Raw genomic sequence first — 26,189 nt, forward strand, 5'->3', positions numbered from 1 at the left:
TCATCAGGTGTATAAATACACCATCGCTCAATAGCTACAGTCAAAATAATTTATCGCGTTATTTATATGATTTTATTTGGTTTTTGTTTAATTGATTAGATTGATATATGCTGATAGTTGGCATGATAAATAGGTATAAAGAATGGGAAATCGAACAAAAGATGACGAACTGTACCGCGAGATGTGCAGGGTAGTCGGTAAAGTTGTGCTGGAAATGCGCGATTTGGGACAGGAACCAAAACATATTGTCATCGCTGGCGTATTACGCACGGCTTTAGCCAATAAACGCATTCAACGTAGTGAACTGGAAAAACAGGCGATGGAAACCGTCATTAACGCGCTGGTAAAATGATCGTTCAGGATGAAGTGCAACGCTTCATCCTGATACGTTTCTTTCAATCGCAGTCACAGCTAATTTTCATAAATAGCAACTGATGAAATTATATCAGTTGCGATATGTATTAAAGTGTATAACGATAATGTAATTTTTATTTTCTGGAATGAATATCACAAATAATTGTCGCTTAAATGAAATTAATTTCAGATGATAATAAATATCAGTCCACTTTTAATTTTTCACTTTGTGATTTTAATTGATAACGATCAATGTTAAGAGCTCAGAATAATCACATTATTTTTTCTCCTAACCATAAGGGATTAGTTTATCAGCGTTAAATCTTTCTCATACACTATCGGGTTAGGGAAAATATCTGGTGTTGGGGACAGAGTCAGCAGCGTATTAGTTGAATGCTTAATATCAGGCTGCTGAATTGTCAGCACTGTGTTTGCGAAGAGGATGCGAAATAAATGAACCCGGTTGGACGTCCACTATTAGATATTGGCTTAACGCGATTAGAATTCTTGCGTATATCAGGAAAAGGCCTTGCTGGTTTAACAATTGCCCCTGCGTTACTGTCACTTTTGGGTTGCAAACAGGAAGATATTGATAGCGGCACGGTTGGGTTGATAAATACCCCCAAAGGGGTGCTGGTGACCCAGCGAGCGAGATGCACAGGCTGTCATCGCTGTGAAATCTCTTGTACCAACTTCAACGATGGCTCAGTGGGCACTTTTTTCTCCCGCATTAAAATTCATCGCAATTATTTCTTTGGCGACAATGGAATAGGATCAGGCGGTGGCCTGTATGGCGATCTGAACTATACCGCTGACACCTGTCGTCAATGTAAAGATCCGCAATGCATGAACGTTTGCCCGATTGGCGCGATTACCTGGCAGCAGGAAGAAGGCTGTATTGTCGTCGATCATAAACGTTGTATTGGTTGTAGCGCCTGTACCACAGCATGTCCGTGGATGATGGCTACCGTAAATACCGAAAGTAAAAAATCCTCGAAATGTGTGCTATGCGGTGAATGCGCAAATGCCTGCCCAACAGGGGCGTTAAAAATTATCGAGTGGAAAGATATTACTGTGTGAATCTTGCAAAGGAAAAAATCATGGCTAACGGTTGGACAGGTAATATATTAAGAGTCAATCTCACGACAGGAAATATTACCCTCGAAGATTCCAGTAAGTTTAAAAGTTTTGTCGGTGGCATGGGCTTTGGCTACAAAATTATGTATGACGAAGTGCCGGCTGGCACTAAACCTTTCGATGAAGCGAATAAATTAGTCTTCGCTACAGGGCCATTAACTGGCTCTGGTGCTCCCTGTAGTTCTCGCGTAAATATCACCTCACTTTCCACTTTTACCAAAGGAAATTTAGTCGTCGATGCCCATATGGGCGGCTTTTTTGCCGCGCAAATGAAATTCGCTGGATACGACGTCATTATTATCGAAGGGAAAGCGAAATCACCGGTTTGGCTGAATATTAAAGATGACAAAGTTACCCTTGAAAAAGCAGATTTCCTATGGGGTAAAGGGACGCGAGCCACGACGGAAGAAATTTGTCGTTTGACCAGCCCGGAAACCTGTGTGGCAGCTATTGGTCAGGCTGGCGAAAACCTTGTGCCGCTCTCTGGCATGTTGAATAGCCGTAATCACAGCGGTGGCGCGGGAACTGGCGCAATAATGGGGTCGAAAAACCTCAAGGCGATTGCAGTTGAAGGGACTAAGGGGGTCAACATTGCCGATCGTCAGGAAATGAAACGTCTCAATGACTACATGATGACCGAACTTATCGGGGCTAATAACAACCATGTGGTGCCAAGTACACCGCAATCGTGGGCGGAGTACTCCGATCCCAAGTCTCGCTGGACGGCGCGTAAAGGTTTGTTCTGGGGAGCGGCGGAAGGCGGCCCGATTGAAACAGGAGAGATCCCGCCGGGAAATCAGAACACGGTCGGTTTTCGCACCTATAAATCCGTTTTTGACTTAGGTCCGGCGGCAGAGAAATACACGGTAAAAATGAGCGGCTGCCACTCTTGCCCAATTCGTTGTATGACCCAGATGAACATTCCTCGGGTCAAAGAGTTCGGCGTGCCCAGCACCGGCGGTAACACTTGTGTAGCAAACTTTGTCCATACCACCATCTTCCCGAACGGGCCGAAAGATTTTGAAGATAAAGACGATGGTCGTGTCATTGGTAATCTGGTTGGTCTGAATCTGTTTGATGACTATGGTCTGTGGTGTAACTACGGGCAGCTACATCGAGATTTTTCGTATTGCTACAGCAAAGGCGTGTTCAAACGCGTTCTGCCTGCTGAAGAGTATGCGGAAATTCGCTGGGATCAGCTGGAAGCGGGTGACGTTAACTTCATCAAAGATTTTTACTACCGTCTGGCGCATCGCGTGGGTGAGTTGAGCCACCTGGCTGATGGCTCATATGCCATTGCGGAACGCTGGAATTTGGGCGAAGAGTATTGGGGTTACGCGAAAAATAAACTCTGGTCACCATTTGGCTATCCGGTTCACCATGCTAATGAAGCCTCGGCGCAAGTTGGTTCCATTGTTAACTGCATGTTCAACCGCGATTGCATGACGCACACCCACATTAACTTTATTGGTTCCGGTCTGCCGTTGAAATTGCAGCGTGAAGTGGCGAAAGAGCTTTTTGGCTCTGAAGATGCTTACGACGAAACCAAAAACTACACGCCGCTCAATGACGCAAAAATTAAATATGCCAAATGGTCACTGTTGCGGGTCTGTTTGCATAACGCCGTCACCCTGTGCAACTGGGTCTGGCCAATGACCGTTTCGCCGCTGAAGAGCCGTAATTACCGTGGTGACCTTGCTTTAGAAGCCAAATTCTTCAAAGCGATCACCGGTGAAGAGATGACCCAGGAAAAATTAGATTTAGCCGCTGAACGTATCTTTACACTGCATCGTGCTTACACGGTAAAACTGATGCAAACCAAAGATATGCGTAATGAGCACGATCTTATTTGCTCCTGGGTATTCGACAAGGATCCGCAGATCCCGGTCTTTACCGAAGGAACTGACAAAATGGATCGCGACGATATGTACGCGTCTCTCACGATGTTCTACAAGGAAATGGGCTGGGATCCACAACTCGGTTGTCCGACACGTGAAACGTTGCAGCGTCTGGGGTTGGAAGATATTGCCACCGATCTGGCTGCACACAATCTGCTTCCGGCGTAAGGAATAGGTGAGATGAGCCATCAGGATGAGCTGCCGCTACCCGGCGTCAGCGAAGTTGATGAGGTGAAGCGTCAATGGTTGCAGGGGATGCGTCACACCGGTGATACGGTCAGTGAAGACATCGCAGAACCAGAACCTACAGACGTCCTGGCAGAGTTTATCCGCCAGCATTCGGTAACGGGTCAACTGGTGGCGCGCGGCGTGTTTCTCTCGCCACCCTATTCGGTTGCTGAAGAGGATCTGTCTGTTTTGCTGGAAGGCATAAAACAGAACGGAGACTACGCGGATATCGCCTGTATCACAGGAACTCACGATGATTACTATTACTCAACGCAGGCCATGAGCGAAAACTACGCGGCGATGTCTTTGCAAGTTGTGGAGCAGGACATTTGTCGCGCCATTGCTCATGTCGTTCGTTTTGAGTGCCAGACGTATCCGCGACCCTACAAAGTCGCCATGCTGAGGCAAGCGCCATATTACTTCCAGGACGCGCAGATTGAAGCCGCGATAGCCGCGATGGATGTTGCCCCTGAATATGCCGATATACGCCAGGTTGAGTCATCGACAGCGGTGCTGTACCTGTTTAGTGAGCGGTATATGAGCTATGGCAAGGCTTATGGCTTATGCGAATGGTTCGAGGTAGAGCAGTTTCAGAATCCCTGAAATTTCAGGGAAATGTCATGGACAGGGTGGACAGTTGCAGCCACTGCATTAGGGGATAATCAGATGTCCTTCACTCGACGCAAATTTGTTCTGGGGATGGGAACAGTAATCTTTTTTACTGGTTCTGCGTCTTCGCTGTTAGCGAACACCAGGCAAGAAAAGGAAGTTCGGTATGCCATGATTCACGATGAGTCACGGTGCAATGGTTGTAATATTTGCGCCCGTGCATGTCGCAAGACCAATTACGTTCCTGCTCAGGGAAGCCGTTTATCGATAGCACACATTCCTGTCACCGATAACGACAACGAAACGCTGTATCACTTTTTTCGCCAGTCATGCCAGCACTGCGAAGATGCTCCTTGCATTGACGTTTGCCCAACAGGGGCGTCGTGGCGTGATGAGCAGGGGATCGTGCGGGTAGAAAAATCGCAGTGCATCGGCTGCAGTTATTGCATTGGCGCTTGTCCGTACCAGGTTCGTTACCTTAACCCTGTGACTAAAGTAGCGGATAAATGTGATTTCTGCGCCGAGTCCCGGCTGGCAAAAGGGTTTCCGCCCATTTGCGTCAGCGCCTGCCCGGAACACGCATTGATCTTTGGCCGCGAAGATAGCCCAGAAATTCAGGCGTGGTTACAGGAAAATAAATACTATCAATATCAGCTACCTGGTGCCGGGAAACCGCATTTGTATCGCCGGTTCGGTCAACATTTGATTAAGAAGGAAAATGTATGAACCCGTCGCAAAATGCTGAACAGTTTCAGAGCCAGTTGGCGAACTATGTACCACAGTTCACCCCTGAATTTTGGCCGGTGTGGCTGGTCATTGCCGGGCTATTGCTGGTTGGGATGTGGTTAGTCCTGGGCCTGCACGCTTTGCTTCGTGCTCGTGGTGTGAAGAAATCAGCCACCGATCATGGTGAGAAGATTTATCTTTACAGCAAGGCGGTCAGATTATGGCACTGGTCGAACGCATTACTCTTCGTATTGTTGCTGGCAAGTGGGCTAATTAATCACTTTGCGCTGGTGGGCGCAGCTGCGGTCAAAAGTCTGGTTGCTGTGCATGAAGTTTGTGGATTCTTGTTACTGGTATGCTGGCTTGGCTTTGTTCTGATTAATGCCGTTGGGGGTAATGGTCACCACTATCGCATTCGCCGTCAAGGGTGGCTGGGGCGAGCGGCGAAACAAACGCGATTTTATCTGTCTGGCATTATGCAGGGGGAAGCGCACCCTTTTCCAGCGACAATGCAGTCTAAATTTAATCCCTTACAGCAGGTAGCCTATGTCGGGGTGATGTATGGATTACTGCCGTTGTTACTGGTGACGGGGCTGTTGTGTCTCTATCCGCAAGTCGTGGGCGATGCGTTTCCTGGCGTAAGATACTGGTTATTACAAGCGCATTTTGCTCTGGCATTTATTAGCCTCTTTTTCATCTTCGGTCATCTCTATCTTTGCACTACGGGGCGTACTCCGCACGAAACCTTTAAATGTATGATCGATGGCTATCACCGACATTAACGTATGATCATTACGCGAGAGAACCTGCGAGAGTGGCGTGTAGGAGCGGTCATATACCGCTGGTTTTTGCGCCATTTTCCGCAGGACGGCAGCTATGCCGATGTTCACCATGCGCTGATCGACGAAGGGTATACAGATTGGGCAGATAGTCTGGTTGAGTATGCATGGAACAAATGGCTGACAGACGAAAACTTTGCCCGCCAGGAAGTTTCTTCTATGCAAAAACTGGTCACAGAACCAGAGGAACCAACATTTTGCCGCCAGTTCTCCAGTGCCGAGGATAACGCACGCGTCGGGTGTTGCGACGATAACGCCAGAATAGTTACAGCAGGTTATGCGGCGCAAATTGCCAGCACGGGCTACAGCGTACGGATGGCTAGTGTGGGTTTTAACAGCCATATTGGCAGCTCAGGCGAGCGTGCCCGCGTGGCAGTGGTGGGTAACTCGACTCGAATCAGCAGTGCCGGAGATGGTAGCCGTATTGCGAATGCCGGGATGCGAGTACGCGTCTGTACTCCAGGTGAAAGGTGTCATGTCGCCAGTAATGGCGATCTGGTACAAATTGCCAGCTTTGGCGCAAACGCGAAAATTGCTAACAGCGGTGATAATGTTCACATCATTGCCAGCGGTGCTAACTCAACAGTAGTCAGTACGGGCGTGGTTGACTCGATTGTCCTCGGGCCTGGTGGCAGCGCCGCACTGGCATATCATGATGGCGAAAGAGTGCGCTTCGCCGTCGCCATTGAAGGTGAAAACAATATCCGTGCCGGAGTCCGCTATCGTCTCAATGCACAGCATCAGTTTGTTGAGTGCTGATTAATCAACCGAAAGACGCCGACGTGCACGGGATGCAGGTTTTACAATGGCCTGCGCCATAGCCTCGCCAATTTCTGCACAAGCCGTAAGTCCCTGGACGAAAGGCCGGTTGTGCATCAGCCAGGGTAAAGCACCGAACGCCACGCGACCACGAACTTCTTCAGGTTGCTGTAGCGTATAATCTTCACCAACATCAGGGATTTCCTCGCCTGTTTTCTGCAATTGTTCGCGTAGCCCAGGGAAAGGAATATCTTTCACTTTGAGTGGACGTTGGCCTCGGGCATCAATAAAAACATCAAACGAGTAGCTGTTATCCGCTGTTTTCAGAATTGTGCGCGTTTCGTTGTTTTCCATCTCGTAGTCCTCACCGAGGGCGAGAATATGAATGATCCCGGCTTCGCGTAAGGCCAGTAATCGTCTTATAGATTCTGAAGGGATTGCCGCATAATTATCGATAAAGACTCTGGCAAGACCTTTACTGAATCGCTTATGGTCGTGTTCATTCAGATGCGGCACAATTTCCTGTACAGCTTCATGCAAACGCAGAATGACATAACGCCAGGGGACGGTATGTTTTTGCCGTTTATGTTGCTCGACTTCGGCTAAGTTTTCTTCCGCCCAGCCAAAAGAGTCATGCTGTTTACGCTCGGCAAACCAGGTTTGCGCAAAGGTATCGACATTGAGGCGCTCTAACGCTATGCGTTGGCTCCAGTCTGGATCGGCAGAATTAATTTCTTGCTGTATCAATTTGAATACCCGATCCAACAGGCCTTCTGCACCTTTTTCTATTTCTGTATTTAAGGCCTGTTCTGTGACGATGCGTAACGGTTCGTAGGGGATGGGGCAATAGAAATCGGCTTCCGGTAAAATGCCCGTGCGTGACATCAACGTAATGTGCAGATTTTCACTGCTAATATCGCGTTGAAAGCTAATTTTTTGATTATCTTTTTCAATAAACGAACCATGCTGAATAGCAACGGCCATTGCTGCATCCAGTCCGCTCAAGGATGTTCCCATAATGCCCACGTTACAGGCATCGATCTTTGCTTCCATCAGACCCGACCACGGGCTGGGAAAATACGTTCGGGTTGCTTCTTCTTCATCAGGCCAGACGTGACCGGTGGCTATTACCGCTAAATCAAACGTCTCTGTGTGTAAATCCTGATTTGTAGCAAGTATCACGCCAGCATTTGTAATTTGCAGATCGGTAACCTGGCATGATTCATAAATAGCCACTTCAAATTTTTGCTGTCGCGCCTGATCTACTAATCGTAAAAATCGATCGCGGAAATATTCTCCCAGCAAAATACGCGGTAAAAACTGACGATCGTGCAAGGTTTCTTTTTTAACGCCGTAACGTTGTAGATGGCTGGCATCTTGCTTTTGTAGCCATTCGAGATACGTACAATAAATCGACGGTATTTCAATGCTGGCAATATTTGCCAGCATTAATTTAGAGTTTTCTTCGTCGTTGTACGGCATTCCGACACCGGCCTCGTCAGCTTGTTCGAAGATGGAAATAGAAAGCGGCGTTGGTTGCTGTAAAAGCGAGAAGAGAGTGTAGATCCCTGTTGGTCCGGCACCCACAATGGCAATTTTTTTCATTGTTACTTACCTGAATGTATTCTTTTGAATTTAGTGTTATCAGATAAGTTTGGTTGATATTTTTAGAATTTGGGAAATTTCAGACAGAGATGAAAAGGGCGCTAACCGCCCTTCATGGAGACTTGTCAGGCGAGTTTTGCTTGATTGATTTGACTCAGTGGCTCATTGATATCGAAAACTTTGGCGATAACTTCTGCAACGCCGAGGTTCTTCAGACGGGCAGTATGTTTATCCAGATAGGCAAGGGCGCTTTTTTCATCAGTGAAAAGGTAGATCCCACCGGCTTCGCGGTTCTTTTCACTTTCCGTCCATACCTTCCACAGAAAACCAGGTTCCTGATTAATCGACTCGGCAAGCGGTTTAAGCTGCTCAGCCATTGCGTCGCCAAGTGGGCCATTAAAAGCAAAATGAAGTTGTAACAAAGTTGCCATAGCGATTCTCCTTCTGATAACGCATACGAAGACAGTGTAAATCTTTTAACGTATTGGATACAGAGAAGAAACAGAGGGAAAAGGGAGAAGACCAGATTAAGAAATCTGGTGCGTCCGAGTGGACTCGAACCACCGACCCCCACCATGTCAAGGTGGTGCTCTAACCAACTGAGCTACGGACGCAGGATGGTGCGTTCAATTGGACTCGAACCAACGACCCCCACCATGTCAAGGTGGTGCTCTAACCAACTGAGCTATGAACGCAACGTTGTAGGTGACAACGGGGACGAATATTAGCGGCAGAGTGGGAAGGTGGCAAGAGGCAAAACGTAATTTTCTGCGGTATTTCGACCGTTTGCAGAGCTTTTAAGCAAATTGGCTATATTTTGTTGATTTGCAAGGGCGATTTTTATTCAGGATCGCATTTACATCTGACACAACCCACTATCTCGCGCATCAGGATATAAACCGAGTCGTTTGCCAGCAAATCAATTCTATCGTGGATAAATCCTCCGTAGCCTTTACACTTAGGTAGCGATAAGGGCACACAGATGCAGCAAAGGAATAAATCATGGGATCTGATGCAAAAAACTTGATGAGCGACGGGAAAGTGCAAATTGTTAAGACCGGCGAGGTCATTAGCGCGACTCAACTTACTGACGGTGAGTTGCTCGTTGAGACAGGCGGAAGAGCAGAAAACACCGTAGTGACAGATGCGGGTTGGCTGAAAGTGGAAACTGGTGGGATCGCCAAAGGCACACAATATGGCAACAATGGCACGCTATCGGTCAGTGACGGTGCAATTGCCACAGACATTGTTCAATCTGACGGTGGAGCAATTAGCCTCTCAACGCTCGCTACTGTTAATGGTCGCCATCCCGAAGGTGAATTTAGCGTTGATAAGGGCTATGCCTGCGGTTTGTTGCTGGAGAATGGCGGAAATTTGCGCGTACTGGAAGGTCATCGGGCAGAAAAAATTATTCTCGATCAGGCTGGTGGTTTATTGGTCAACGGGACGGCTTCATCAGCAATAGTGGATGATGGCGGTGAATTGTTGGTGTATCCGGGTGGGGAAGCCGGCAATTGTGAGATTAATCAGGGCGGCGTTTTTATGCTGGCGGGGAAAGCCAGTGATACGTTGCTTGCTGGTGGCACCATGAATAATCTCGGTGGTGAAGACGATAATACCATTGTTGAAAATGGAGCCATTTACCGTCTGGGGACGGATGGCCTTCAGCTTTATAGTTCCGGTAAGACGCAAAACCTGGCCGTTAATGCTGGTGGTCGGGCTGAAGTGCATGCTGGTACGCTGGAAAACGCGGTCATACAAGGTGGGACGGTGATCCTGATGTCACCCACCAGCGCGGACGAAAATTTTGTTGTAGAAGAAGATCGAGCACCGGTTGAACTGACCGGGAGTGTTGCCGTTCTGGACGGTGCTTCAATGATTATTGGCTATGGTGCAGATCTGCAACAATCAACGGTTACGGTACAGCAGGGTGGCGTGTTGATTCTCGATGGCAGTACGGTAAAAGGTGACAACGTCACTTTAAATGTTGGCAACGTCAATCTCGATGGCGGAAAAGTGTGGCTGATCACTTCTGCGGCAACACATGTGCAACTGAAAGTGAAACGCCTGCACGGAGAGGGAACGATTTGCCTGCAAACCAGCGCGAAAGAAATTTCACCTGACTTCATCAATGTGAAAGGGGAAGTTAGTGGCAATATCCTCGTTGAGATAACGGATGCCAGTCGGCAACCAATTTGCAGTGCGCTTAAACTGCAACCTGACGAAGACAGGATTGGCGCAACGCTCCAGCCCGAATAAAAACTAAGGCGCAATCTGTGAAGGTTGCGCCTTGTTTTTTAGCGAGCTGCGCGTTGCAGAATGATGGCTGATGGCAGACGTTGCAGGAAACGCATACGCAGCATCATCATAATAGCGGCAGAAGTCAGGCCAATAATAAAGCCGATCCAGAAACCTGCTGGCCCCATTGGCTCAACCACCAGATCGGTCAGCGCCAGAATGTAGCCGCTCGGCAAGCCTAATACCCAATACGCCGTAAAGGTAATATAAAAAATCGACCGCGTATCTTTATAACCACGCAAAATCCCACTGCCGATAACCTGTATGGAATCAGAAATCTGATACACCGCCGCCAGCAACATTAAATGTGCCGCCAGCGTTACGACCTCTGGATTATCGTTATACAGCAGGGCAATCTGTTCCCGCAGTGAAACCGTGAAAATTGCGGTCAGAGTCGCCATACAAACACCAACCATAAGTCCTGTCCGCGCGGCTGTTTGTGCATCCAGCGTTGAACCCTGGCCCAGACGATAACCTACACGGATGGTTACCGCTGCGGCCAGCGACATTGGAAGCACGAACATCAGTGAACTAAAGTTCAGTGCAATCTGGTGGCCTGCCACATCGATAATACCGAGCGGGGATACCAACAGCGCCACTACAGCAAACAGTGTCACTTCAAAGAACAACGCCAGCGCGATAGGTAGACCAAGCTGCACCAGTCGTTTCAATGCGGCGGAATCGGGTTTCGCGGTGCCTTTTTCGTTGCGGATATCGCGCATGGAACGGGCATGTTTAATATAAGAAACCATGGCGAGGAACATCACCCAATACACAGCCGCCGTCGCTACACCACAACCGACGCCACCGAGTTCAGGCATTCCGAAATGACCATAAATAAAGATATAGTTGACCGGAATGTTCACCAGCAGGCCAATAAAACCCATCACCATCCCAGGTTTGGTTTTTGCCAGCCCTTCACACTGGTTACGCGCGACCTGAAAGAACAGATAGCCCGGAGCACCCCACAGCAGTGCACGCAGGTAACCTACCGCTTTATCGGCGAGCGCCGGATCGATATTTTGCATGGAGCGGATGATATAACCCGCATTCCACAGAACCACCATAATGAGCACCGAGACAAAGCCGGCTAGCCAGAAACCTTGTCGTACCTGATGCGCTATGCGTTCACGGCGACCAGAACCATTCAATTGCGCGATCACTGGCGTCAACGCAAGCAGCAGTCCGTGACCGAAAAGAATAGCCGGGAGCCAGATAGATGTACCAATGGCGACCGCCGCCATGTCGGTGGCGCTATAGCCGCCCGCCATGACAGTATCGACAAAACCCATCGCTGTTTGGGCGATTTGCGCGAGAATCACCGGGATTGCTAATGCTAATAACAGACGCGCTTCACTGATATACTTCTGCACGTGAACACCTTTTATATTGTTGTTATATGAGAGACTAAAAAGCCGCCTGAATGGGCAGCAAAAAGAAGAAGCAGGGGAAATTCAGTCTATTGTAGCGAGGATTTATTAATTCTCCAGTGAAAAAATAACCATTCAGCCCCCTTTACTGGTAAGGGTGTTTCCCACCTGCTATTGTGCTGAACAGAATGCCTTAACTGATTTCAGGAGTTGTAAGTATGTTTACGGGGATAGTGCAGGGCACTGCAAAACTGGTGTCGATTGACGAGAAACCAAATTTTCGTACTCATGTGGTTGAGTTACCTGACTATATGCTGGATGGTCTGGAGACCGGTGCGTCTGTGGCACACAACGGTTGTTGCCTGACCGTGACGGAAATCAACGGTAACCATATCAGTTTTGATCTGATGAAAGAGACGTTACGCATTACTAATCTTGGCGATTTACAGGTTGGGGATTGGGTAAACGTAGAGCGTGCGGCTAAATTCAGTGATGAAATTGGCGGGCATTTAATGTCGGGTCATATTATGACCACCGCTGAAGTAGCGAAAATATTAACCTCTGAAAATAATCGCCAGATCTGGTTTAAAGTGCAGGATAGTCAGTTGATGAAATATATCCTGTACAAAGGATTTATCGGAATCGACGGTATTAGCCTGACCGTCGGCGAAGTAACGTCAACACGTTTCTGCGTGCATTTAATTCCAGAAACGCTGGAACGTACCACCCTCGGTAAGAAAAAACTCGGTGCACGCGTCAATATTGAAATCGATCCACAAACTCAGGCAGTGGTAGATACGGTAGAACGTGTGCTGGCGATGCGGGAAAAGGCGTTGAATCAATAACGGACTGAAATATGATATCGCCCCCAAACGGGGGCGATAGAATAACATTTAGCGTGCAACCCGAAGACCGTTTTCGACTCCTCGAGAGAACACCACTTGCCAGAGTTGAATATCACGGGCGCGGAAAGCACCAGCGCAAGCATTCAGATAATAGGTAAACATCCGTTTAAAGCGTTCACTGTAATTATCCGCAATTTCCGGCCAGGCGGCGAGGAATCGTTCATACCAGGCCATCAGCGTGGTATCGTAATCGGCGCCAAAGTTATGCCAGTCTTCCATCACAAAGTGTGGTTCGCTGGATTGAGCGATCTGGCGCACAGAGGGCAGGCAACCGTTCGGGAAAATATATTTATTAATCCACGGATCAACATTCAGATCGGTTTTTTTCGAGCCGATAGTATGTAACAGGAAAATACCTTCCGGTTTCAGATTGCGATCTACCACCTCAAAATAGGTGTTGTAATTTTTCGGCCCGACGTGTTCGAACATTCCCACTGAAACAATGCGGTCAAATTGATCGTTCAGGTCACGGTAATCTTGCAGCAATATGGTGACATCCAGACCTTCGCAGCGATCCTGAGCCATTTTCTGCTGTTCAGCAGAAATGGTGACACCCACCACACTTACGTCATAGTTAGACGCCATGTAGTGCGCCAGTCCGCCCCAGCCGCAGCCAATATCCAGTACGCGCATCCCTGGTTTCAACTGCAATTTTTCACAGATCATTTTAAGCTTCGCTTGTTGGGCAGATTCCAGATTATCGGCATCTTTCCAGTAAGCGCAGGAATACTGCATGAAGGGATCAAGCATACGGCTGAACAGGTCATTACCCAGATCGTAATGCTCTTTGCCGACTATCCAGGCACGTTTTTTACTCTGCAAATTGAAGAGACGAGCGCCTGCGATGCGCAGAGTGTCTTTGAAATGATGGGGGAGTTGGTTTTCGAGACCTGCGCGTAAGACTTTGCTAAAAAACATATCCAGTCGGTCACATTCCCACCAGCCATCCATATAACTTTCGCCTAACCCCAACGATCCTTCCTGCAGAACGCGTTTAAAAAAATCGGGGTTTTTAACACGAATATCCGCCGGGGCAGAACCGTTGATGGCTATACCGGCGCGGCTAAGTAATTCGTTGGCGATTCTGTACCAGTTGTCATCCGGTACGCTGACTTCTTCTATACACGATGAACTCATAGTTTCTCCATCACTGGTCGGTGATCAGAACCTTAAAACAGCGTAGACGCTTTTTGGGCTTTGTGAGAAATCTCGCAGAAAATCCGCGAGTCTATAATCCGACGTAGAACAGAGGGAAAGGAGGAACCCTTGCCGAAATGACCATCCATAGCAATCCGGGAACGCTCCTGTCCCCATAAAAACATAATATTTATCGTAATCTTAACAACTGGAAATTAGTATAGGCCGCTAATTTCAATCATACAACAAAATTTTGTTAGCAGCCTAAGTATAAAGATGTCGATATAGATCAATGTGATTCGCTATGAGCGACTTCGGCATTACCATGATTCTGGCAACCAGGTTCTTCACAACGTTGCATCATGTAACCCAGAGAAGCCAGTACCACGGTCGATAACATCACGCAGGTGGTGGTGAGCAGAGGTGTGCTAACGCTGATAAGCCAGGAAACCACAAGGCTTGCGAGGAAGCACAGTCCCAGTTGCAATGTGTTCTGCAATGCTGCAGCGCGGCCGGTCGCATGTGGGAAGGGGCGCAGCGCCTGGGCGACAACAATCGGGTAGATTGCGCCGTTGGCAATAGCCATCACACAGAATGGGATCAGGATTTCGACCAGCGAAACATGGCTAATGAAGCCAGCAGCCCAGGTCGCCACGACGCTGACAGCAAACAGCGCCAGCAGCCACGGTAATAATTGTTTGCCTTGCCATTTTTGCAATGCTGCGCGACAGCCATAACCACCAATCAGAAACGCGATGGTTTGTGGTACATAACTTAAACCAATGACTGCCGGGCTATAGCCCATCTCGCTAAGGATGAACGGTGAACCGGTCAGCCAGGCAAAGAAACTGGCTGAACAGGCTGCATAAATCAGCACGTTGCCGCGATAAGTTTTTGAACGCAGCAGATCGGTAAAGGTCAGTCCATCCTGACTATCGTTACGTGCTTTAGTCGTGGGTTTAAGCCAGAAAATGGGCAGAATCAGCACCACTGTAATGGCAAACAAGGTGGCGAAAATCGCCTGCCAGGAAAAATGAACCAGCAGCCAGCTACCTAAAAGAGGAGCAAGGGCAGGAGAGAGTCCCACCAATGGCATGATCGTGGCGAAAATACGATTCACTTTTTGTGAAGGATAGTAATCCGTCACCAACGCCTGCCAGATAACTGCGGCGGCACAGACACCAACCGCTTGCACAAACCGTAATACCAGCAGAGTGATGGCGTTATCCACCCATAACATCCCCAGACTACCTAATGCAAAAATTGTCAGGCCGATTAATAACACCGGTTTACGACCATAACGGTCGGAGAGCGGCCCCCATAGAAGTTGGGCTGCGGCAAAACCGGCAAGGAACAGACTAAGGCTGGCACTGACAGCAGACGCAGGCGTTTGCAAATCGGCCTGAATGGCGGCGAAAGCGGGCAGATACATATCGGTTGCCAGAAAACCGAGTACGCTCAAACCCGCCAGCCAGACTAAAAATCTTTTCCCAGGTTGCATGTATATTCTCTAAATTTCTCAATTAAACACCGTCGCAAAGTGTAGGGAGTGAAATTCCTGTTGTGAAACGGTAATATTTGATGACTGGTTTCAAAAATTTTGCAGGCAAACTATGTGGTCTGAGTATTCTCTCGAAGTGGTTGATGCGGTAGCGCGTAATGGCAGTTTTAGTGCTGCGGCTCAGGAGTTGCATCGCGTTCCTTCAGCGGTCAGCTATACCGTGCGTCAGCTGGAAGAGTGGCTGGCGGTGCCGCTTTTTGAACGGCGTCATCGTGATGTGGAACTGACCGCTGCCGGGGCGTGGTTTCTCAAAGAAGGGCGCTCTGTTGTCAAAAAAATGCAGATCACTCGCCAGCAATGTCAGCAGATTGCGAACGGCTGGCGCGGTCAGTTAGCCATTGCGGTGGATAATATCGTCAGGCCAGAACGTACACGGCAGATGATCGTTGATTTCTATCGCCATTTTGATGACGTTGAACTTCTGGTATTTCAGGAAGTATTCAATGGTGTCTGGGATGCGCTTTCTGACGGGCGCGTGGAACTGGCGATTGGCGCGACACGAGCGATTCCGGTGGGCGGTCGTTACGCCTTCCGTGATATGGGGATGTTGAGCTGGAGTTGTGTTGTTGCCCGTCATCATCCGCTTGCGTCAATGAATGGGCCATTCAGCGATGATACGTTGCGCAACTGGCCATCGCTGGTGCGCGAAGACACCTCGCGGACGCTACCAAAACGTATTACCTGGCTGCTGGATAACCAAAAGCGCCTTGTTGTACCGGACTGGGAATCATCGGCAACGTGTATTTCGGCTGGGTTATGCATCGGTATGGTGCCGACACATTTCGCCAAACCGTGGCTTAATGAGGGGAAGTGGGTAGCTCTAGAACTGGAAAATCCATTCCCTGATTCAGCATGTTGTCTGACCTGGCAGCAGAATGATATGTCGCCTGCTTTAACCTGGTTGCTTGAGTATCTCGGCGATAGTGAGACGCTGAATAAGGAGTGGCTGCGGGAGCCGGAAGAGACTCCCGCAACGGATGATTAACGACGATAGTCGCGGAACGGGCCATCAGCCACGGAGCGACGTTCAATCAACCGTGGATGAACTTCAATTGACTGCGGTTCTTCGCGTTTGTTGACGATACGATCCAACAGCATATTGAACGCCGTTTCACCCAGTGAATCTTTTGGCTGATGGATAGTGGTCAGTGCCGGGGTAAAGTAGCGAGCGTTGCGCACGTTATCATAACCGATCAGCGAAACATCCTGCGGGACGCGCAGACCCATTTCATCAGCGGCACAGAGCGCGCCCATCGCCATAATATCGCCGCCACAGAAGACAGCGGTAGGTCTGTGTGGTTGCGACAGGATTTGCTGCATGGCGCGATAACCTGATTCAGGCTCAAAGTCACCTTGCACAATCCAGTTTTCCGGCACTTTGATCATGGCTTCTTCCATCGCTTTCATAAAGCCCGCCAAACGACCTGCACCGGTGTTACGCTCCAGAGGACCAGGAATAACGCCAATTTCGCGGTGACCGCGTTCAATCAGATAGCGCCCGGCCATGTAACCGCCTTCAAAAGCGTTATCGATAACCGCATCGGTAAAGTCTGCTTTTGCTTCACCCCAGTCCATCACCACCATCGGGATATGGCGATACTCTTCCAGCATCGCCAGCAACGGTTCCGGATACTCCGAACACATCACCAGCAGGCCATCGACGCGTTTTTGCGCCATCATCGACAGATAAGCCCGCTGTTTCTCAAGATTGTTCCACGCATTGCCCAGAATCAGCGTGTAGCCTTTCTGGAAGCAATTTTTTTCTACCGCTTCAATGATCTCGGCGAAATAGGCCGCTTCGCTGCTGGTCGCCAGCAAACCGATAGACTTGGTGTGGTTAACCTTCAGGCTACGCGCCACCGCGCTAGGGGAGTAGTGTAATTCTTTGATCGCTGCCCACACAGCATTGCGCGTTTCTTCAGCGACGAAACGTGTTTTGTTGATTACGTGTGACACAGTTGTAGTGGAAACGTTTGCTCGTTTCGCTACATCTTTTATTGTTGCCATTCCATTTCACTCCAGACCCTAACTTCAGCTCCTGCAAAATCGCAAGGTAAACGTTTGCCTTTACACACCTTACGCACAACAAAAGTGTTGCGGTACGCCGGGAAAATGACACAGAGCGTCAGGAAGGGGTCAATGGCCAGTACGCAAATAGTGTAAGCGTGGAATTTTGGCCGATCTTGATGAAAAGGGGAAGTAGTAAAAACACTTATCATTATAAATGGCGGGAGATTTTTTCATCACAGTATGTAAAAATGCGTAATATCACTTTTTGTGGGGTAATAAAAAGGAGAAAACTTGATGAGCACCGACCTTAAATTTTCACTGGTAACAACCATTATCGTTCTTGGTTTGATCGTGGCCGTGGGTTTGACTGCCGCGTTACACTGATTTCCCCTCGAGGGAGCGCGTTCTCCCTCACATCTCCTTCCTCTTTGTTAGCAAAATGGCAAAAGTGTTTTCTCTTTTTGTTATTTTCATTCTTTTGTGATTGATGTCATGCTTTCGCCACTTTGATGAACATCGCGTGATGACGCGAAGAGGTGGAGATTAGGCATGAAAATTAACTATCCGTTGCTGGCGCTGGCAATTGGCGCATTTGGTATCGGGACAACGGAATTCTCGCCAATGGGCTTGTTGCCCGTTATTGCGCGTGGTGTGGATGTCTCGATTCCCGCTGCCGGAATGTTAATCAGCGCCTATGCGGTTGGCGTGATGGTTGGCGCGCCATTGATGACGCTTCTGCTTTCTCATCGTGCCCGCCGCAGTGCGCTGATTTTCCTGATGGCGATTTTCACCCTCGGTAACGTACTTTCTGCCATCGCACCGGATTATATGACGCTGATGCTTTCACGCATTTTAACCAGCCTGAATCACGGGGCGTTTTTTGGCCTGGGGTCTGTCGTGGCAGCAAGCGTGGTGCCAAAACATAAACAGGCCAGCGCAGTTGCAACTATGTTTATGGGCTTAACCCTCGCGAATATCGGTGGCGTTCCGGCGGCAACCTGGCTTGGGGAAACTATTGGCTGGCGTATGTCATTTCTGGCAACGGCGGGGCTGGGTGTGATTTCAATGGTGAGCCTGTTCTTCTCTTTACCTAAAGGTGGCGCAGGGGCGCGGCCTGACGTGAAAAAAGAGCTGGCGGTACTGTTGCGTCCACAGGTGCTGTCTGCATTGCTGACGACGGTGCTGGGCGCTGGCGCAATGTTCACCCTCTACACCTATATTTCTCCGGTACTGCAAAGTATCACTCACGCAACGCCGGTGTTCGTCACGGCAATGCTGGTGCTGATTGGTGTCGGATTCTCTATCGGTAACTTTCTCGGCGGCAAACTTGCAGATCGTTCAGTTAACGGCACGTTGAAAGGCTTTTTGCTGCTGCTGATGGTGATTATGCTCGCGATCCCGTTCCTTGCGCGAAATGAGTTTGGCGCGGCTATTAGCATGGTGGTGTGGGGCGCTGCAACCTTTGCTGTCGTACCGCCGTTGCAGATGCGTGTGATGCGCGTTGCCAGCGAAGCGCCGGGTTTGTCTTCATCAGTAAATATTGGTGCCTTTAACCTTGGAAATGCGCTGGGTGCCGCAGCCGGTGGTGCAGTGATTTCCGGTGGTCTGGGATACAGTTTTGTGCCGGTGATGGGGGCGATTGTCGCGGGGCTGGCATTGTTGCTGGTATTTATGTCAGCCAGAAAACAACCTGAAGCAGTTTGCGTTGCCAACAGCTAATAAACAAAAACGCAGAAGGATAACCTTCTGCGTTACAGTTTGCAGGCAAAGTGCGATTTATCTTGCCGGATGTGGTGTTAATGCCTCATCCGCGTAGGCCTGATAAGCGTAGCGCATCAGGCAATGCTGCATTTGCCATCAGTGATTATGCGGCGAGATTTTTCGCTACGAATTCCCAGTTTACCAGCGCCCAGAAGTGCTCCAGATAACCCGGACGTGCATTGCGATAGTCGATGTAATAAGCGTGTTCCCAGACATCAACGGTCAGCAGTGGAGTCGCATCGGTGGTCAGCGGAGTACCTGCGTTAGAAGTGGAAACGATAGCCAGTTTGCCATCGCTGTTTTTCACCAGCCAGGTCCAGCCAGAACCAAAGTTTTTGATCGCAGCATCAGTAAACTGAGCTTTGAAATCGGCAAAGCTGCCAAAAGAAGCGGCGATAGCTTCAGCCAGTTTACCCGTCGGTTCGCCACCCGCGTTTGGCGCCAGGCAGTTCCAGTAGAAAGTGTGGTTCCAGACCTGAGCGGCGTTATTGAATACACCACCTTCAGAGCTGCGAATAATCTCTTCCAGTGATTTACCTTCAAACGCAGTACCTTTGATCAGGTTGTTCAGGTTAGTGACATAAGTCTGATGATGTTTGCCGTAGTGATACTCGATAGTTTCCGCAGAAATGTGCGGTGCCAGAGCATCTTTAGCATATGGTAGTGCAGGTAATTCAAATGACATTGCTACTCTCCTTTATTATTAATTGGCATACGTACAATAGCCTTATTGTGCGTATGGATAGGGTAGCAAATTAAAAGGTGATACAAAAGATGAACTTACCCTGTTGCCGTAACAACAGGGTAAAGTTTTAGCGAAGTGTTTTTGGGGTCATCACCCGACGAGCGCCAACATAGTGGCGTTGCCAGTAATCTTCACTTAACGAAGTGATTTTAATTTCCTGACCACTGCGTGGTGACTGAATAAATTTGCCGTTGCCGACATACACGCCAACGTGATCGGCGGTTCCGCGCCCCTGAGTGCGGAAGAAGACAAGGTCGCCGTTTTTCAGTTCGCTGCGATCGATCGGCGCGGCGTCACGCAGGTGATACATTTCGTTAGCCGTGCGTGGAATACGGATCTTCACCAGATCTTTATACGCGTAATAAACCAGTCCGCTGCAATCAAAACCGGTACGCGGTGAGCTGCCGCCCCAGCGATATGGTTTGCCAATTTGCTGCATCAGCTTATTCATAGCCACTTTTGTGGCTTTCTGTACTTTGGCTTTATGCGCGTCGGCGATGGTTCCCTGTGTGGCATTCTTGACTTTCACACAACGTGACTTATAGCCTTTACGTTTGGTGCATTTTTCCGTAAAGCTGACTGACGCCGTTTTATTGACGGCTTGTTTGCTGCGAGTTTTGGCGTTTTTAGAAGCTGTAATGGAGGATTTTTTAACGGAAGAAGCAGTTTTATTTTTAGTAGTACTTTTACTGGCGGCTTTTTTCGCTGTTTTCTGGCTGGCTTTATTGGTCTTTTTGGTGGTTGCCGTGCTTTTCTTTTTATCTGCTTTTTTGGTGATGTGAGTGGTAGCAGAACTCTCCCTGGCTTGCTTTGAAGCATGTGCCATAGGCGTTAAAGGCAGGGTGGTAAAAAGTAAAGCACAGAGCGTGATCGAAATACGGTTTATCCGCGCCACTGAGCGTCCCTCTGTTAAGGCAGGTCTATCATGCCTGCGTCTGATTTACAAAACTTGATGATTCTAATGCATAGAAGAAGAGAAAGTTAATAGCTTTTATTGTTAAAAAATACGTTTCGTCGGCGAGCGCAAAAAAATGCAGCAGGCAAAGCTAAAAATGGTTATAAAAACACCACGTTGCTGCGTGCCAGAGAAGAAAAGAATATTTGAAATGCAACATATAGAGCAAAGGGATAAAATAGCAAAAGCGTGATGAAAATGTTATTTTCCGTTGCCGCACTGACCCGCTACAATGTCAGATTACTGCCGTAAAGAAGTTTGAGGAAGCAAGACAATGAGCACCACTATCGAAAAAATCCAACGCCAGATTGCTGAAAACCCGATCCTGCTGTACATGAAAGGTTCACCGAAACTGCCGAGCTGCGGTTTCTCTGCCCAGGCAGTCCAGGCGCTTGCCGCATGTGGCGAACGTTTTGCCTATGTTGATATCCTGCAAAATCCGGACATTCGTGCGGAACTGCCGAAATACGCTAACTGGCCGACTTTCCCGCAACTGTGGGTTGACGGCGAACTGGTAGGCGGCTGTGATATCGTGATCGAAATGTATCAGCGCGGCGAACTGCAACAGCTGATCAAAGAAACTGCCGCTAAATACAAGTCTGAAGAGCCGGACGCGGAGTAATCCGTCCTGCAATACTGACGGATGCAAACAAGCATCCGTCAGTGCTTTATCTATCCCCAATCCAGCCCTTGTGGCGAACTTGAAAATCCCGCTTCACGCAGCAGCGTAAACATCGGCGTTTGCCGGACGGGTTGATCATTCACTTCTGTCAGCGTAAAGCGCAGCCGTGGTTCGCGACGCAGTGCGGTAGTCAGCGCCTGGAAAACCTCTGCGGCGAGTAATTCCTCTTTTTCCTGCCAGACCAGCATTTTTTTGCCACCTTGCGCCAGATAGAGTAACAATTTGCCGCCAGAAACGACCACCAGCGCACCCGCCCGACGCGTTGGAACCAGCGTTGCCGGATGTGCAGGCCAGGGCAGGAGAGTTCCCCACACATTAGCCGGATCGTTGGCAGAGAGCGCCACTGGCGTATAGTGCCGCGTCTGCGTGGCTTGTGTCGCCAGATCGCGCAATCGGTCAATAGTCAGGCGATCAGCAAATTGCGCGCCGCCAAGACCTTCAACAAAACGACCACGCATAATTCGCCCGGAGTCTTCCATGCTTCGACAAAGCGTTTGCATTGACGGAAATCCGCCAGGGATATTCTCGGCTATCACCGCCTGACGACTGACGATGCCGTAGCGGTCGAGCATATTTTCCGCCAGCGCCAGCATCCTTTCAGTATCGTTCAGTGGCTCCACCTGTAATAACGACCAGCGTCCAGCCAGCTTCGGCGTGTTGTAAGATACCAGTGGCGAGATGGACGACGTATAGGCAGGACGTCCACGCCGGGTCCGGTGACTGCGGCGAGTTGAGGGACGCGCGCTGGTACTGCTGCGGGTGAGGGCGCGTAACGGTGCCCAAATATCGCAGGAAATGACGCCTTGCCAGACCAGCTCCCATAACGCTTCTTGCAGGGGCGAAGCATCTACCGGTTGACCGATTTTCTCGCCTACCCGTTGAGCGATTTGTTGCGCAAACCAGGCGCCGCCGTCAGCCAGAACCGCGATAATCGCTTGCTGAATCGCTGAACGTTTTGCGTGATCATTTTCTACTGGTGTTAACGATTCTGCGGCATATTCCTGCAAATGCAGAGCCACCAGACCGTCATCATCGCCCAGTTTTTTTTGCCCCGACCAGATAACTGCGCCGGTTGCCAACAGTTCATCGAGCATTTCTGGCGAATAGTCGCGCACGCGGGCTGGCAGGATCTGGCTTTCCCAGAGCGAGGCGGGTAAACCAACACCGGCAAGTTGTTCGATCACCCGCATGACACCATCCACCCCCTCATAAACGCCTGTAGACGTTGCGGCAAAAAGCGCCGGGCTGCCATCGGTAGCGGGCAACACGCCCTGACATTCCAGCAGCAATCGCGCATAGACTGTAGACGGAACTGGACGCGTCGCTTCTCTGGCAGCCTGCAGCGAGCGTAAGCGCAGACGACGGAAAACTTCGTCGCTCACCCAGACGTCTTGTTGCAGATTCATCACCAGCCCCCGTTCGCGCAGTTGCTGAAGTTGCTCTTCGACAATGGCAATACCGAGGCCAAAATCACGGGCAAGTTGTTCCGCCGTGACCAAAGCATGAGTCCGGAGATAGCGCAGAAAGAGATCGCGAAGCGGGTAATTTACGCGGTGCAGGTAGATTTCGGGTAGTGAGTGCGGCAATGGTACACCGAGGGCGTCTCGTAGCCTGGCTGCGTCATCCATGCAGGCCAGGTGCTTCTGACCTGCAATCATCGCCGGGAAGATTCGTTTTGCCGCGAGAAGGTTTTCCACATACGTCTCAATCTCTTCACTGCTGCCTGTATGCCGTTGTACCAGATCCTCAACGGTCATTGGCCCCAGTTCGCGTAGCAGGTCAAACAAACCTTCTTCACCTTTCGCTTCTCTGCCAGCCGCTAGCCGCTGTAACTCTTCTTCCACCTGGCGTATGACCTGCGGGTCGAGTAATTCACCCGGATCGACCTGACCGAGTAGATTGCGCAGTAACTCGCTGTCGAGCGACAATACGGATGCCCGGCGCTCTGCCAGCGGGGCGTCGCTCTGGTACATAAATTCCGCGACATAGCCGAACAATAAACTGGCGGCGAAAGGCGAGGGCGTACTAGTCGTTACATCGGATATTTGTATTTCGCCACCGTTCAGGCGACGCATCAAACGTTCCAGCGCGGGAAGATCATAAACATCTTGCAGGCATTCACGTAGGGTTTCGAGAATGATCGGAAAATCAGGATAACCCTGGGCGATTTCCAGCAACTGGCTGGCTCGTAGTCGTTGTTGCCACAGTGGCGTGCGATGCCCCGGCGTGCGGCCGGGCATCAGCAATGCCCGCGCGGCACATTCACGGAAACGAGCGGCGAAAAGAGCCGAGCTGCCTACCGCTTCGCGGACAATTTGCAGCAATTTTTCTGGTTCAAACAAGAAAATGGCGGCGTCAGGCAATTTACCATCGGTGTCAGGAATGCGCGCAACAATGCCGTCATCACTGGCAACTACTGAGGCGTCAGCGCCCCATAGTGCATGTATTCGTCCTGCAATCGCCAGCGCCCAGGGTTCATGCACGCGTCTCCCATAGGGAGAGTGCAAAATAATACGCCAGTCGCCAATTTCATCACGGCACCGTTCGAGAACCAGATGACGGCTGCCAGGAACAATGCCCGTTGCTTTGCGCTGCTCGTCAATCAGTCCCTTAATATTGGCGAGCGTATTTTCTTCCACCAGCCACGGGGGAATACTCCCGGAAAAGAACGCGCCATCCGCCAGCAAATGGAGAAAATCGCCGATCATCTCGCCTAATTCAGACGGACGTCCGTTTCCTTCGCCGCGCCAGAAGGGAAGTCTGGCGGAGCGTCCGGGCGCAGGCGTCACAATCACCTGATCGCGGGTAATTTGCTGGATCCGCCAGGAGGTAGCACCGAGGGTGATAATGTCATTCACCCGCGATTCATACACCATCTCTTCATCCAGTTCTCCTACCCGACGAGATCCGGCCTGTTCTTCACCTTCCGGTAATAACACGCTGTACATGCCACGATCCGGAATGGTGCCACCGCTGGTCACCGCCAGCAGTTGGGCGCCTGGACGCGCAGTTAATATTCCACTTTCCCGATCCCAGATAAGTTTTGGGCGAAAAGCGGAAAAATCACCAGAAGGATAGCGCCCGGAAAGCATATCCAGCGTGGTGTCAAAAACGCGCCTCGGTAGATCTTTCCACGGTGCGGCACGGCGCACGCGGGCGTACCATTCGTCCACCTGTAATGCGTCCATCGCCGCAGCGGCAACAGTTTGCTGCGCCAGAACGTCGAGTGGATTATGCGGTGGTGTCAGGTTTTCCAGCTTGCCTGCGAACATACACTCCACAATGACGGCGGAATCGATTAAATCACGCCGGGTTCGGGGGAAGAAAAGCCCGTTGGAGATGCCACCGACCTGGTGTCCGGCGCGCCCAATGCGTTGTAACCCACTGGCAACAGAAAGCGGCGTTGCCACCTGAATCACCAGATCCACCGCGCCCATATCAATCCCCAGTTCGAGACTGGAAGTGGCGACCACGCAGCGTAATTCACCCGATTTCAGCGCCTGTTCGGTGATTGCTCGTTGTTCTTTAGAGACGGAGCCGTGGTGTGAGCGGGCAATATAAACGTCGCTACTTTGCACGCGGTTAGAGGTTGCGCCGGAGGTAGACTCAAAATTTGCCGCATCAACGGCGATAGTCGGGGAACGCTGTAATCGTGCAGCGTAAAGCTCATTTAGTCGTGCCGTCAGTTTTTCCGCCAGTCCGCGAGAATTGGTGAAAACAATGGTCGAGCGATGGCGCAACACTTCATCAAGAATGCCGGTTTCAATATATGGCCAAATTGATCCTTCTCTGCCTGCATGGCTGTCTTCGCCGGTGCCGATGGTGACTGATGAGACATCATCCATATTGGCGACAGGAACGACAATCCGGATTTGCGGATGGCGCATTGCGGGCGGGTTGACTACCGTGACCGGGCGATCGCCACCCAGAAATTCCGCCACATCGCTGACCGAGCGCACGGTAGCGGAAAGACCAATTCGCTGTGCTGAGGTGTGGAGCAGCGCATCGAGTCGCTCCAGACTTAACGCCAGATGCGCACCACGTTTACTGCCCGCTACCGCGTGGACTTCATCAATAATTACCGTTTCGACGCCGCGTAGCGTTTCGCGTGCGCGGGAGGTCAGCATCAGATAGAGTGATTCGGGCGTGGTTATCAGAATATCCGGCGGATTACGGGTCAGTTTGCTGCGTTCTTGTGCGGGAGTATCGCCAGTGCGGATACCCACACGAATGTTGACTTCCATTTCGCCACGCTGCCGCCGCTCATCCGCAATGCCCTGTAACGGGATCTGTAAGTTGCGTTGAACGTCGGTGCCTAAGGCTTTAATTGGTGAAATATAGAGGATGCGCGAGGTTTTACGCTTATGCGCTTCGCTTGCATGTTCTCCGCCTTCGCGGAAGAGTTGATCGAGGGCGTAGAGAAAAGCGGCCAGCGTTTTTCCGGAACCTGTTGGTGCAATCACCAGCGCATGTTCACCGTGTGCCGCCACATGCCAGGTTTGTGACTGAACAGCGGTCGGCTGTTTAAAGGCGCGAAGAAACCAGTCGCGGGTCGCCGGTGAAAAAACGTCCGGCAGCGACGATGAAGGATTTGGGTTATCTGCCATTAA

Annotated in this window: 22 protein-coding genes and 2 tRNA genes; 13 read left to right on the top strand and 11 right to left on the bottom strand. The window is 50.0% G+C overall.

Annotated elements, in window-relative coordinates; genetic code table 11:
• Positions 1 to 142 precede the first annotated feature (142 nt).
• The 7 genes from fumD to ydhT all read left to right on the top strand — a co-directional run bounded on the left by fumD (position 143) and on the right by ydhT (position 6,550).
• Positions 143 to 352 carry a fumarate hydratase FumD gene (gene fumD / locus A7Z06_RS08950; protein ID WP_000528337.1) on the top strand — a complete coding sequence of 70 codons (210 nt, stop codon included), beginning with the start codon at positions 143 to 145 and terminating at the stop codon, positions 350 to 352.
• A gap of 455 nt (positions 353 to 807) precedes the next feature.
• Positions 808 to 1,434: a ferredoxin-like protein gene (locus A7Z06_RS08955; protein ID WP_001070270.1), complete on the top strand. Its 627-nt coding sequence runs from the start codon at positions 808 to 810 to the stop codon at positions 1,432 to 1,434.
• Positions 1,435 to 1,454: 20 nt separating this feature from the next.
• Complete coding sequence (locus tag A7Z06_RS08960) at positions 1,455 to 3,557, top strand: aldehyde ferredoxin oxidoreductase (protein WP_001273488.1); 2,103 nt, start codon at positions 1,455 to 1,457, stop codon at positions 3,555 to 3,557.
• Positions 3,558 to 3,569: 12 nt separating this feature from the next.
• Complete coding sequence (locus A7Z06_RS08965) at positions 3,570 to 4,220, top strand: YdhW family putative oxidoreductase system protein (RefSeq protein WP_000019338.1); 651 nt, start codon at positions 3,570 to 3,572, stop codon at positions 4,218 to 4,220.
• 63 nt (positions 4,221 to 4,283) lie between these two features.
• The gene (locus A7Z06_RS08970; protein ID WP_050545344.1) at positions 4,284 to 4,952 is read left to right on the top strand and encodes a 4Fe-4S dicluster domain-containing protein; all 669 of its coding nucleotides are present in this window, start codon (positions 4,284 to 4,286) and stop codon (positions 4,950 to 4,952) included.
• Positions 4,949 to 5,734, top strand: coding sequence for a thiosulfate reductase cytochrome B subunit (phsC, locus tag A7Z06_RS08975; RefSeq protein WP_001070022.1), 786 nt, complete (start codon positions 4,949 to 4,951; stop codon positions 5,732 to 5,734). The genes A7Z06_RS08970 and phsC overlap by 4 nt, the downstream gene beginning before the upstream one ends.
• Before the next feature lie 3 nt (positions 5,735 to 5,737).
• Positions 5,738 to 6,550: a protein YdhT gene (gene ydhT / locus A7Z06_RS08980; RefSeq protein ID WP_000587605.1), complete on the top strand. Its 813-nt coding sequence runs from the start codon at positions 5,738 to 5,740 to the stop codon at positions 6,548 to 6,550.
• On the opposite strand, the gene A7Z06_RS08985 is transcribed toward ydhT, so the two are convergent.
• The 4 genes from A7Z06_RS08985 to A7Z06_RS09000 all read right to left on the bottom strand — a co-directional run bounded on the left by A7Z06_RS08985 (position 6,551) and on the right by A7Z06_RS09000 (position 8,850).
• Positions 6,551 to 8,155: an FAD-NAD(P)-binding protein gene (locus A7Z06_RS08985; RefSeq protein WP_000716873.1), complete on the bottom strand. Its 1,605-nt coding sequence runs from the start codon at positions 8,153 to 8,155 to the stop codon at positions 6,551 to 6,553. It abuts the gene before it with no gap.
• Positions 8,156 to 8,280: 125 nt separating this feature from the next.
• Positions 8,281 to 8,586 (bottom strand): monooxygenase, encoded by a 306-nt coding sequence (locus A7Z06_RS08990; RefSeq protein ID WP_000212675.1) that lies wholly within the window; start codon positions 8,584 to 8,586, stop codon positions 8,281 to 8,283.
• 106 nt (positions 8,587 to 8,692) lie between these two features.
• Positions 8,693 to 8,769 (bottom strand) — tRNA-Val (locus tag A7Z06_RS08995).
• A gap of 4 nt (positions 8,770 to 8,773) precedes the next feature.
• Positions 8,774 to 8,850, bottom strand: a tRNA-Val gene (locus A7Z06_RS09000).
• Positions 8,851 to 9,157: 307 nt separating this feature from the next.
• Here A7Z06_RS09000 and A7Z06_RS09005 point away from each other — a divergent pair.
• Positions 9,158 to 10,414, top strand: a complete 1,257-nt coding sequence (locus tag A7Z06_RS09005) for an AIDA repeat-containing protein (RefSeq protein ID WP_000534233.1) — start codon at positions 9,158 to 9,160, stop codon at positions 10,412 to 10,414.
• A 38-nt stretch (positions 10,415 to 10,452) separates the two neighbouring features.
• On the opposite strand, the gene mdtK is transcribed toward A7Z06_RS09005, so the two are convergent.
• Positions 10,453 to 11,826 carry a multidrug efflux MATE transporter MdtK gene (gene mdtK / locus A7Z06_RS09010; RefSeq protein ID WP_085460687.1) on the bottom strand — a complete coding sequence of 458 codons (1,374 nt, stop codon included), beginning with the start codon at positions 11,824 to 11,826 and terminating at the stop codon, positions 10,453 to 10,455.
• A 215-nt stretch (positions 11,827 to 12,041) separates the two neighbouring features.
• Between mdtK and A7Z06_RS09015 the strand changes: the two genes are divergently transcribed.
• Complete coding sequence (locus tag A7Z06_RS09015; protein ID WP_000493959.1) at positions 12,042 to 12,668, top strand: riboflavin synthase; 627 nt, start codon at positions 12,042 to 12,044, stop codon at positions 12,666 to 12,668.
• A gap of 48 nt (positions 12,669 to 12,716) precedes the next feature.
• On the opposite strand, the gene cfa is transcribed toward A7Z06_RS09015, so the two are convergent.
• The gene (cfa, locus tag A7Z06_RS09020) at positions 12,717 to 13,865 is read right to left on the bottom strand and encodes a cyclopropane fatty acyl phospholipid synthase (RefSeq protein WP_000098889.1); all 1,149 of its coding nucleotides are present in this window, start codon (positions 13,863 to 13,865) and stop codon (positions 12,717 to 12,719) included.
• A gap of 289 nt (positions 13,866 to 14,154) precedes the next feature.
• Positions 14,155 to 15,366 (bottom strand): purine nucleoside transporter PunC, encoded by a 1,212-nt coding sequence (gene punC / locus A7Z06_RS09025; RefSeq protein WP_001182342.1) that lies wholly within the window; start codon positions 15,364 to 15,366, stop codon positions 14,155 to 14,157.
• Between the two features lie 112 nt (positions 15,367 to 15,478).
• Here punC and punR point away from each other — a divergent pair, with 112 nt between their 5' ends.
• The gene (gene punR / locus A7Z06_RS09030) at positions 15,479 to 16,411 is read left to right on the top strand and encodes a DNA-binding transcriptional activator PunR (RefSeq protein WP_000269487.1); all 933 of its coding nucleotides are present in this window, start codon (positions 15,479 to 15,481) and stop codon (positions 16,409 to 16,411) included.
• Here punR and purR read toward each other — a convergent pair.
• Positions 16,408 to 17,433 (bottom strand): HTH-type transcriptional repressor PurR, encoded by a 1,026-nt coding sequence (purR, locus tag A7Z06_RS09035; protein WP_000190978.1) that lies wholly within the window; start codon positions 17,431 to 17,433, stop codon positions 16,408 to 16,410. The genes punR and purR overlap by 4 nt on opposite strands.
• A 297-nt stretch (positions 17,434 to 17,730) precedes the next feature.
• On the opposite strand from purR, the gene cydH reads away from it, so the two are divergent.
• Positions 17,731 to 17,820: a cytochrome bd-I accessory subunit CydH gene (gene cydH, locus A7Z06_RS09045; RefSeq protein ID WP_000102278.1), complete on the top strand. Its 90-nt coding sequence runs from the start codon at positions 17,731 to 17,733 to the stop codon at positions 17,818 to 17,820.
• Between the two features lie 165 nt (positions 17,821 to 17,985).
• Entirely contained in the window at positions 17,986 to 19,155 is a 1,170-nt protein-coding gene (locus A7Z06_RS09050) for an MFS transporter (protein WP_000701028.1), read from the top strand.
• 145 nt (positions 19,156 to 19,300) lie between these two features.
• Here the strand turns inward: A7Z06_RS09050 and sodB are convergent, their stop codons facing one another.
• Both sodB and mepH read right to left on the bottom strand, forming a co-directional pair.
• Positions 19,301 to 19,882 carry a superoxide dismutase [Fe] gene (sodB, locus tag A7Z06_RS09055; protein WP_000007280.1) on the bottom strand — a complete coding sequence of 194 codons (582 nt, stop codon included), beginning with the start codon at positions 19,880 to 19,882 and terminating at the stop codon, positions 19,301 to 19,303.
• Positions 19,883 to 20,009: 127 nt separating this feature from the next.
• On the bottom strand, positions 20,010 to 20,837 hold the full coding sequence (gene mepH, locus A7Z06_RS09060) for a peptidoglycan DD-endopeptidase MepH (RefSeq protein ID WP_000101173.1): 828 nt from the start codon (positions 20,835 to 20,837) through the stop codon (positions 20,010 to 20,012).
• A gap of 334 nt (positions 20,838 to 21,171) precedes the next feature.
• Between mepH and grxD the strand changes: the two genes are divergently transcribed.
• Positions 21,172 to 21,519 carry a monothiol glutaredoxin 4 gene (grxD, locus tag A7Z06_RS09065; RefSeq protein ID WP_000108172.1) on the top strand — a complete coding sequence of 116 codons (348 nt, stop codon included), beginning with the start codon at positions 21,172 to 21,174 and terminating at the stop codon, positions 21,517 to 21,519.
• 50 nt (positions 21,520 to 21,569) lie between these two features.
• On the opposite strand, the gene A7Z06_RS09070 is transcribed toward grxD, so the two are convergent.
• Complete coding sequence (locus A7Z06_RS09070) at positions 21,570 to 26,186, bottom strand: ATP-dependent helicase (protein ID WP_105279399.1); 4,617 nt, start codon at positions 26,184 to 26,186, stop codon at positions 21,570 to 21,572.
• Between the last annotated feature and the right edge of the window lie 3 nt (positions 26,187 to 26,189).

The sequence above is a fragment of the Escherichia sp. MOD1-EC6819 genome, assembly GCF_002965765.1.
Lineage (GTDB): Bacteria > Pseudomonadota > Gammaproteobacteria > Enterobacterales > Enterobacteriaceae > Escherichia > Escherichia ruysiae.

Bases quoted from the DNA above. Each gene is read 5' to 3' on its own strand.
- A7Z06_RS09050 (WP_000701028.1), top strand. From the start codon at position 17,986: ATGAAAATTAACTATCCGTTGCTGGCGCTGGCAATTGGCGCATTTGGT.
- cydH (WP_000102278.1), top strand. From the start codon at position 17,731: ATGAGCACCGACCTTAAATTTTCACTGGTAACAACCATTATCGTTCTT.
- sodB (WP_000007280.1), bottom strand. From the start codon at position 19,882: ATGTCATTTGAATTACCTGCACTACCATATGCTAAAGATGCTCTGGCA.
- phsC (WP_001070022.1), top strand. From the start codon at position 4,949: ATGAACCCGTCGCAAAATGCTGAACAGTTTCAGAGCCAGTTGGCGAAC.
- grxD (WP_000108172.1), top strand. From the start codon at position 21,172: ATGAGCACCACTATCGAAAAAATCCAACGCCAGATTGCTGAAAACCCG.
- punR (WP_000269487.1), top strand. From the start codon at position 15,479: ATGTGGTCTGAGTATTCTCTCGAAGTGGTTGATGCGGTAGCGCGTAAT.
- A7Z06_RS08965 (WP_000019338.1), top strand. From the start codon at position 3,570: ATGAGCCATCAGGATGAGCTGCCGCTACCCGGCGTCAGCGAAGTTGAT.
- A7Z06_RS08990 (WP_000212675.1), bottom strand. From the start codon at position 8,586: ATGGCAACTTTGTTACAACTTCATTTTGCTTTTAATGGCCCACTTGGC.
- A7Z06_RS09070 (WP_105279399.1), bottom strand. From the start codon at position 26,186: ATGGCAGATAACCCAAATCCTTCATCGTCGCTGCCGGACGTTTTTTCA.
- A7Z06_RS08985 (WP_000716873.1), bottom strand. From the start codon at position 8,155: ATGAAAAAAATTGCCATTGTGGGTGCCGGACCAACAGGGATCTACACT.
- A7Z06_RS08955 (WP_001070270.1), top strand. From the start codon at position 808: ATGAACCCGGTTGGACGTCCACTATTAGATATTGGCTTAACGCGATTA.
- ydhT (WP_000587605.1), top strand. From the start codon at position 5,738: ATGATCATTACGCGAGAGAACCTGCGAGAGTGGCGTGTAGGAGCGGTC.
- cfa (WP_000098889.1), bottom strand. From the start codon at position 13,865: ATGAGTTCATCGTGTATAGAAGAAGTCAGCGTACCGGATGACAACTGG.
- A7Z06_RS08970 (WP_050545344.1), top strand. From the start codon at position 4,284: ATGTCCTTCACTCGACGCAAATTTGTTCTGGGGATGGGAACAGTAATC.
- fumD (WP_000528337.1), top strand. From the start codon at position 143: ATGGGAAATCGAACAAAAGATGACGAACTGTACCGCGAGATGTGCAGG.
- A7Z06_RS09005 (WP_000534233.1), top strand. From the start codon at position 9,158: ATGGGATCTGATGCAAAAAACTTGATGAGCGACGGGAAAGTGCAAATT.
- A7Z06_RS09015 (WP_000493959.1), top strand. From the start codon at position 12,042: ATGTTTACGGGGATAGTGCAGGGCACTGCAAAACTGGTGTCGATTGAC.
- A7Z06_RS08960 (WP_001273488.1), top strand. From the start codon at position 1,455: ATGGCTAACGGTTGGACAGGTAATATATTAAGAGTCAATCTCACGACA.
- purR (WP_000190978.1), bottom strand. From the start codon at position 17,433: ATGGCAACAATAAAAGATGTAGCGAAACGAGCAAACGTTTCCACTACA.
- punC (WP_001182342.1), bottom strand. From the start codon at position 15,366: ATGCAACCTGGGAAAAGATTTTTAGTCTGGCTGGCGGGTTTGAGCGTA.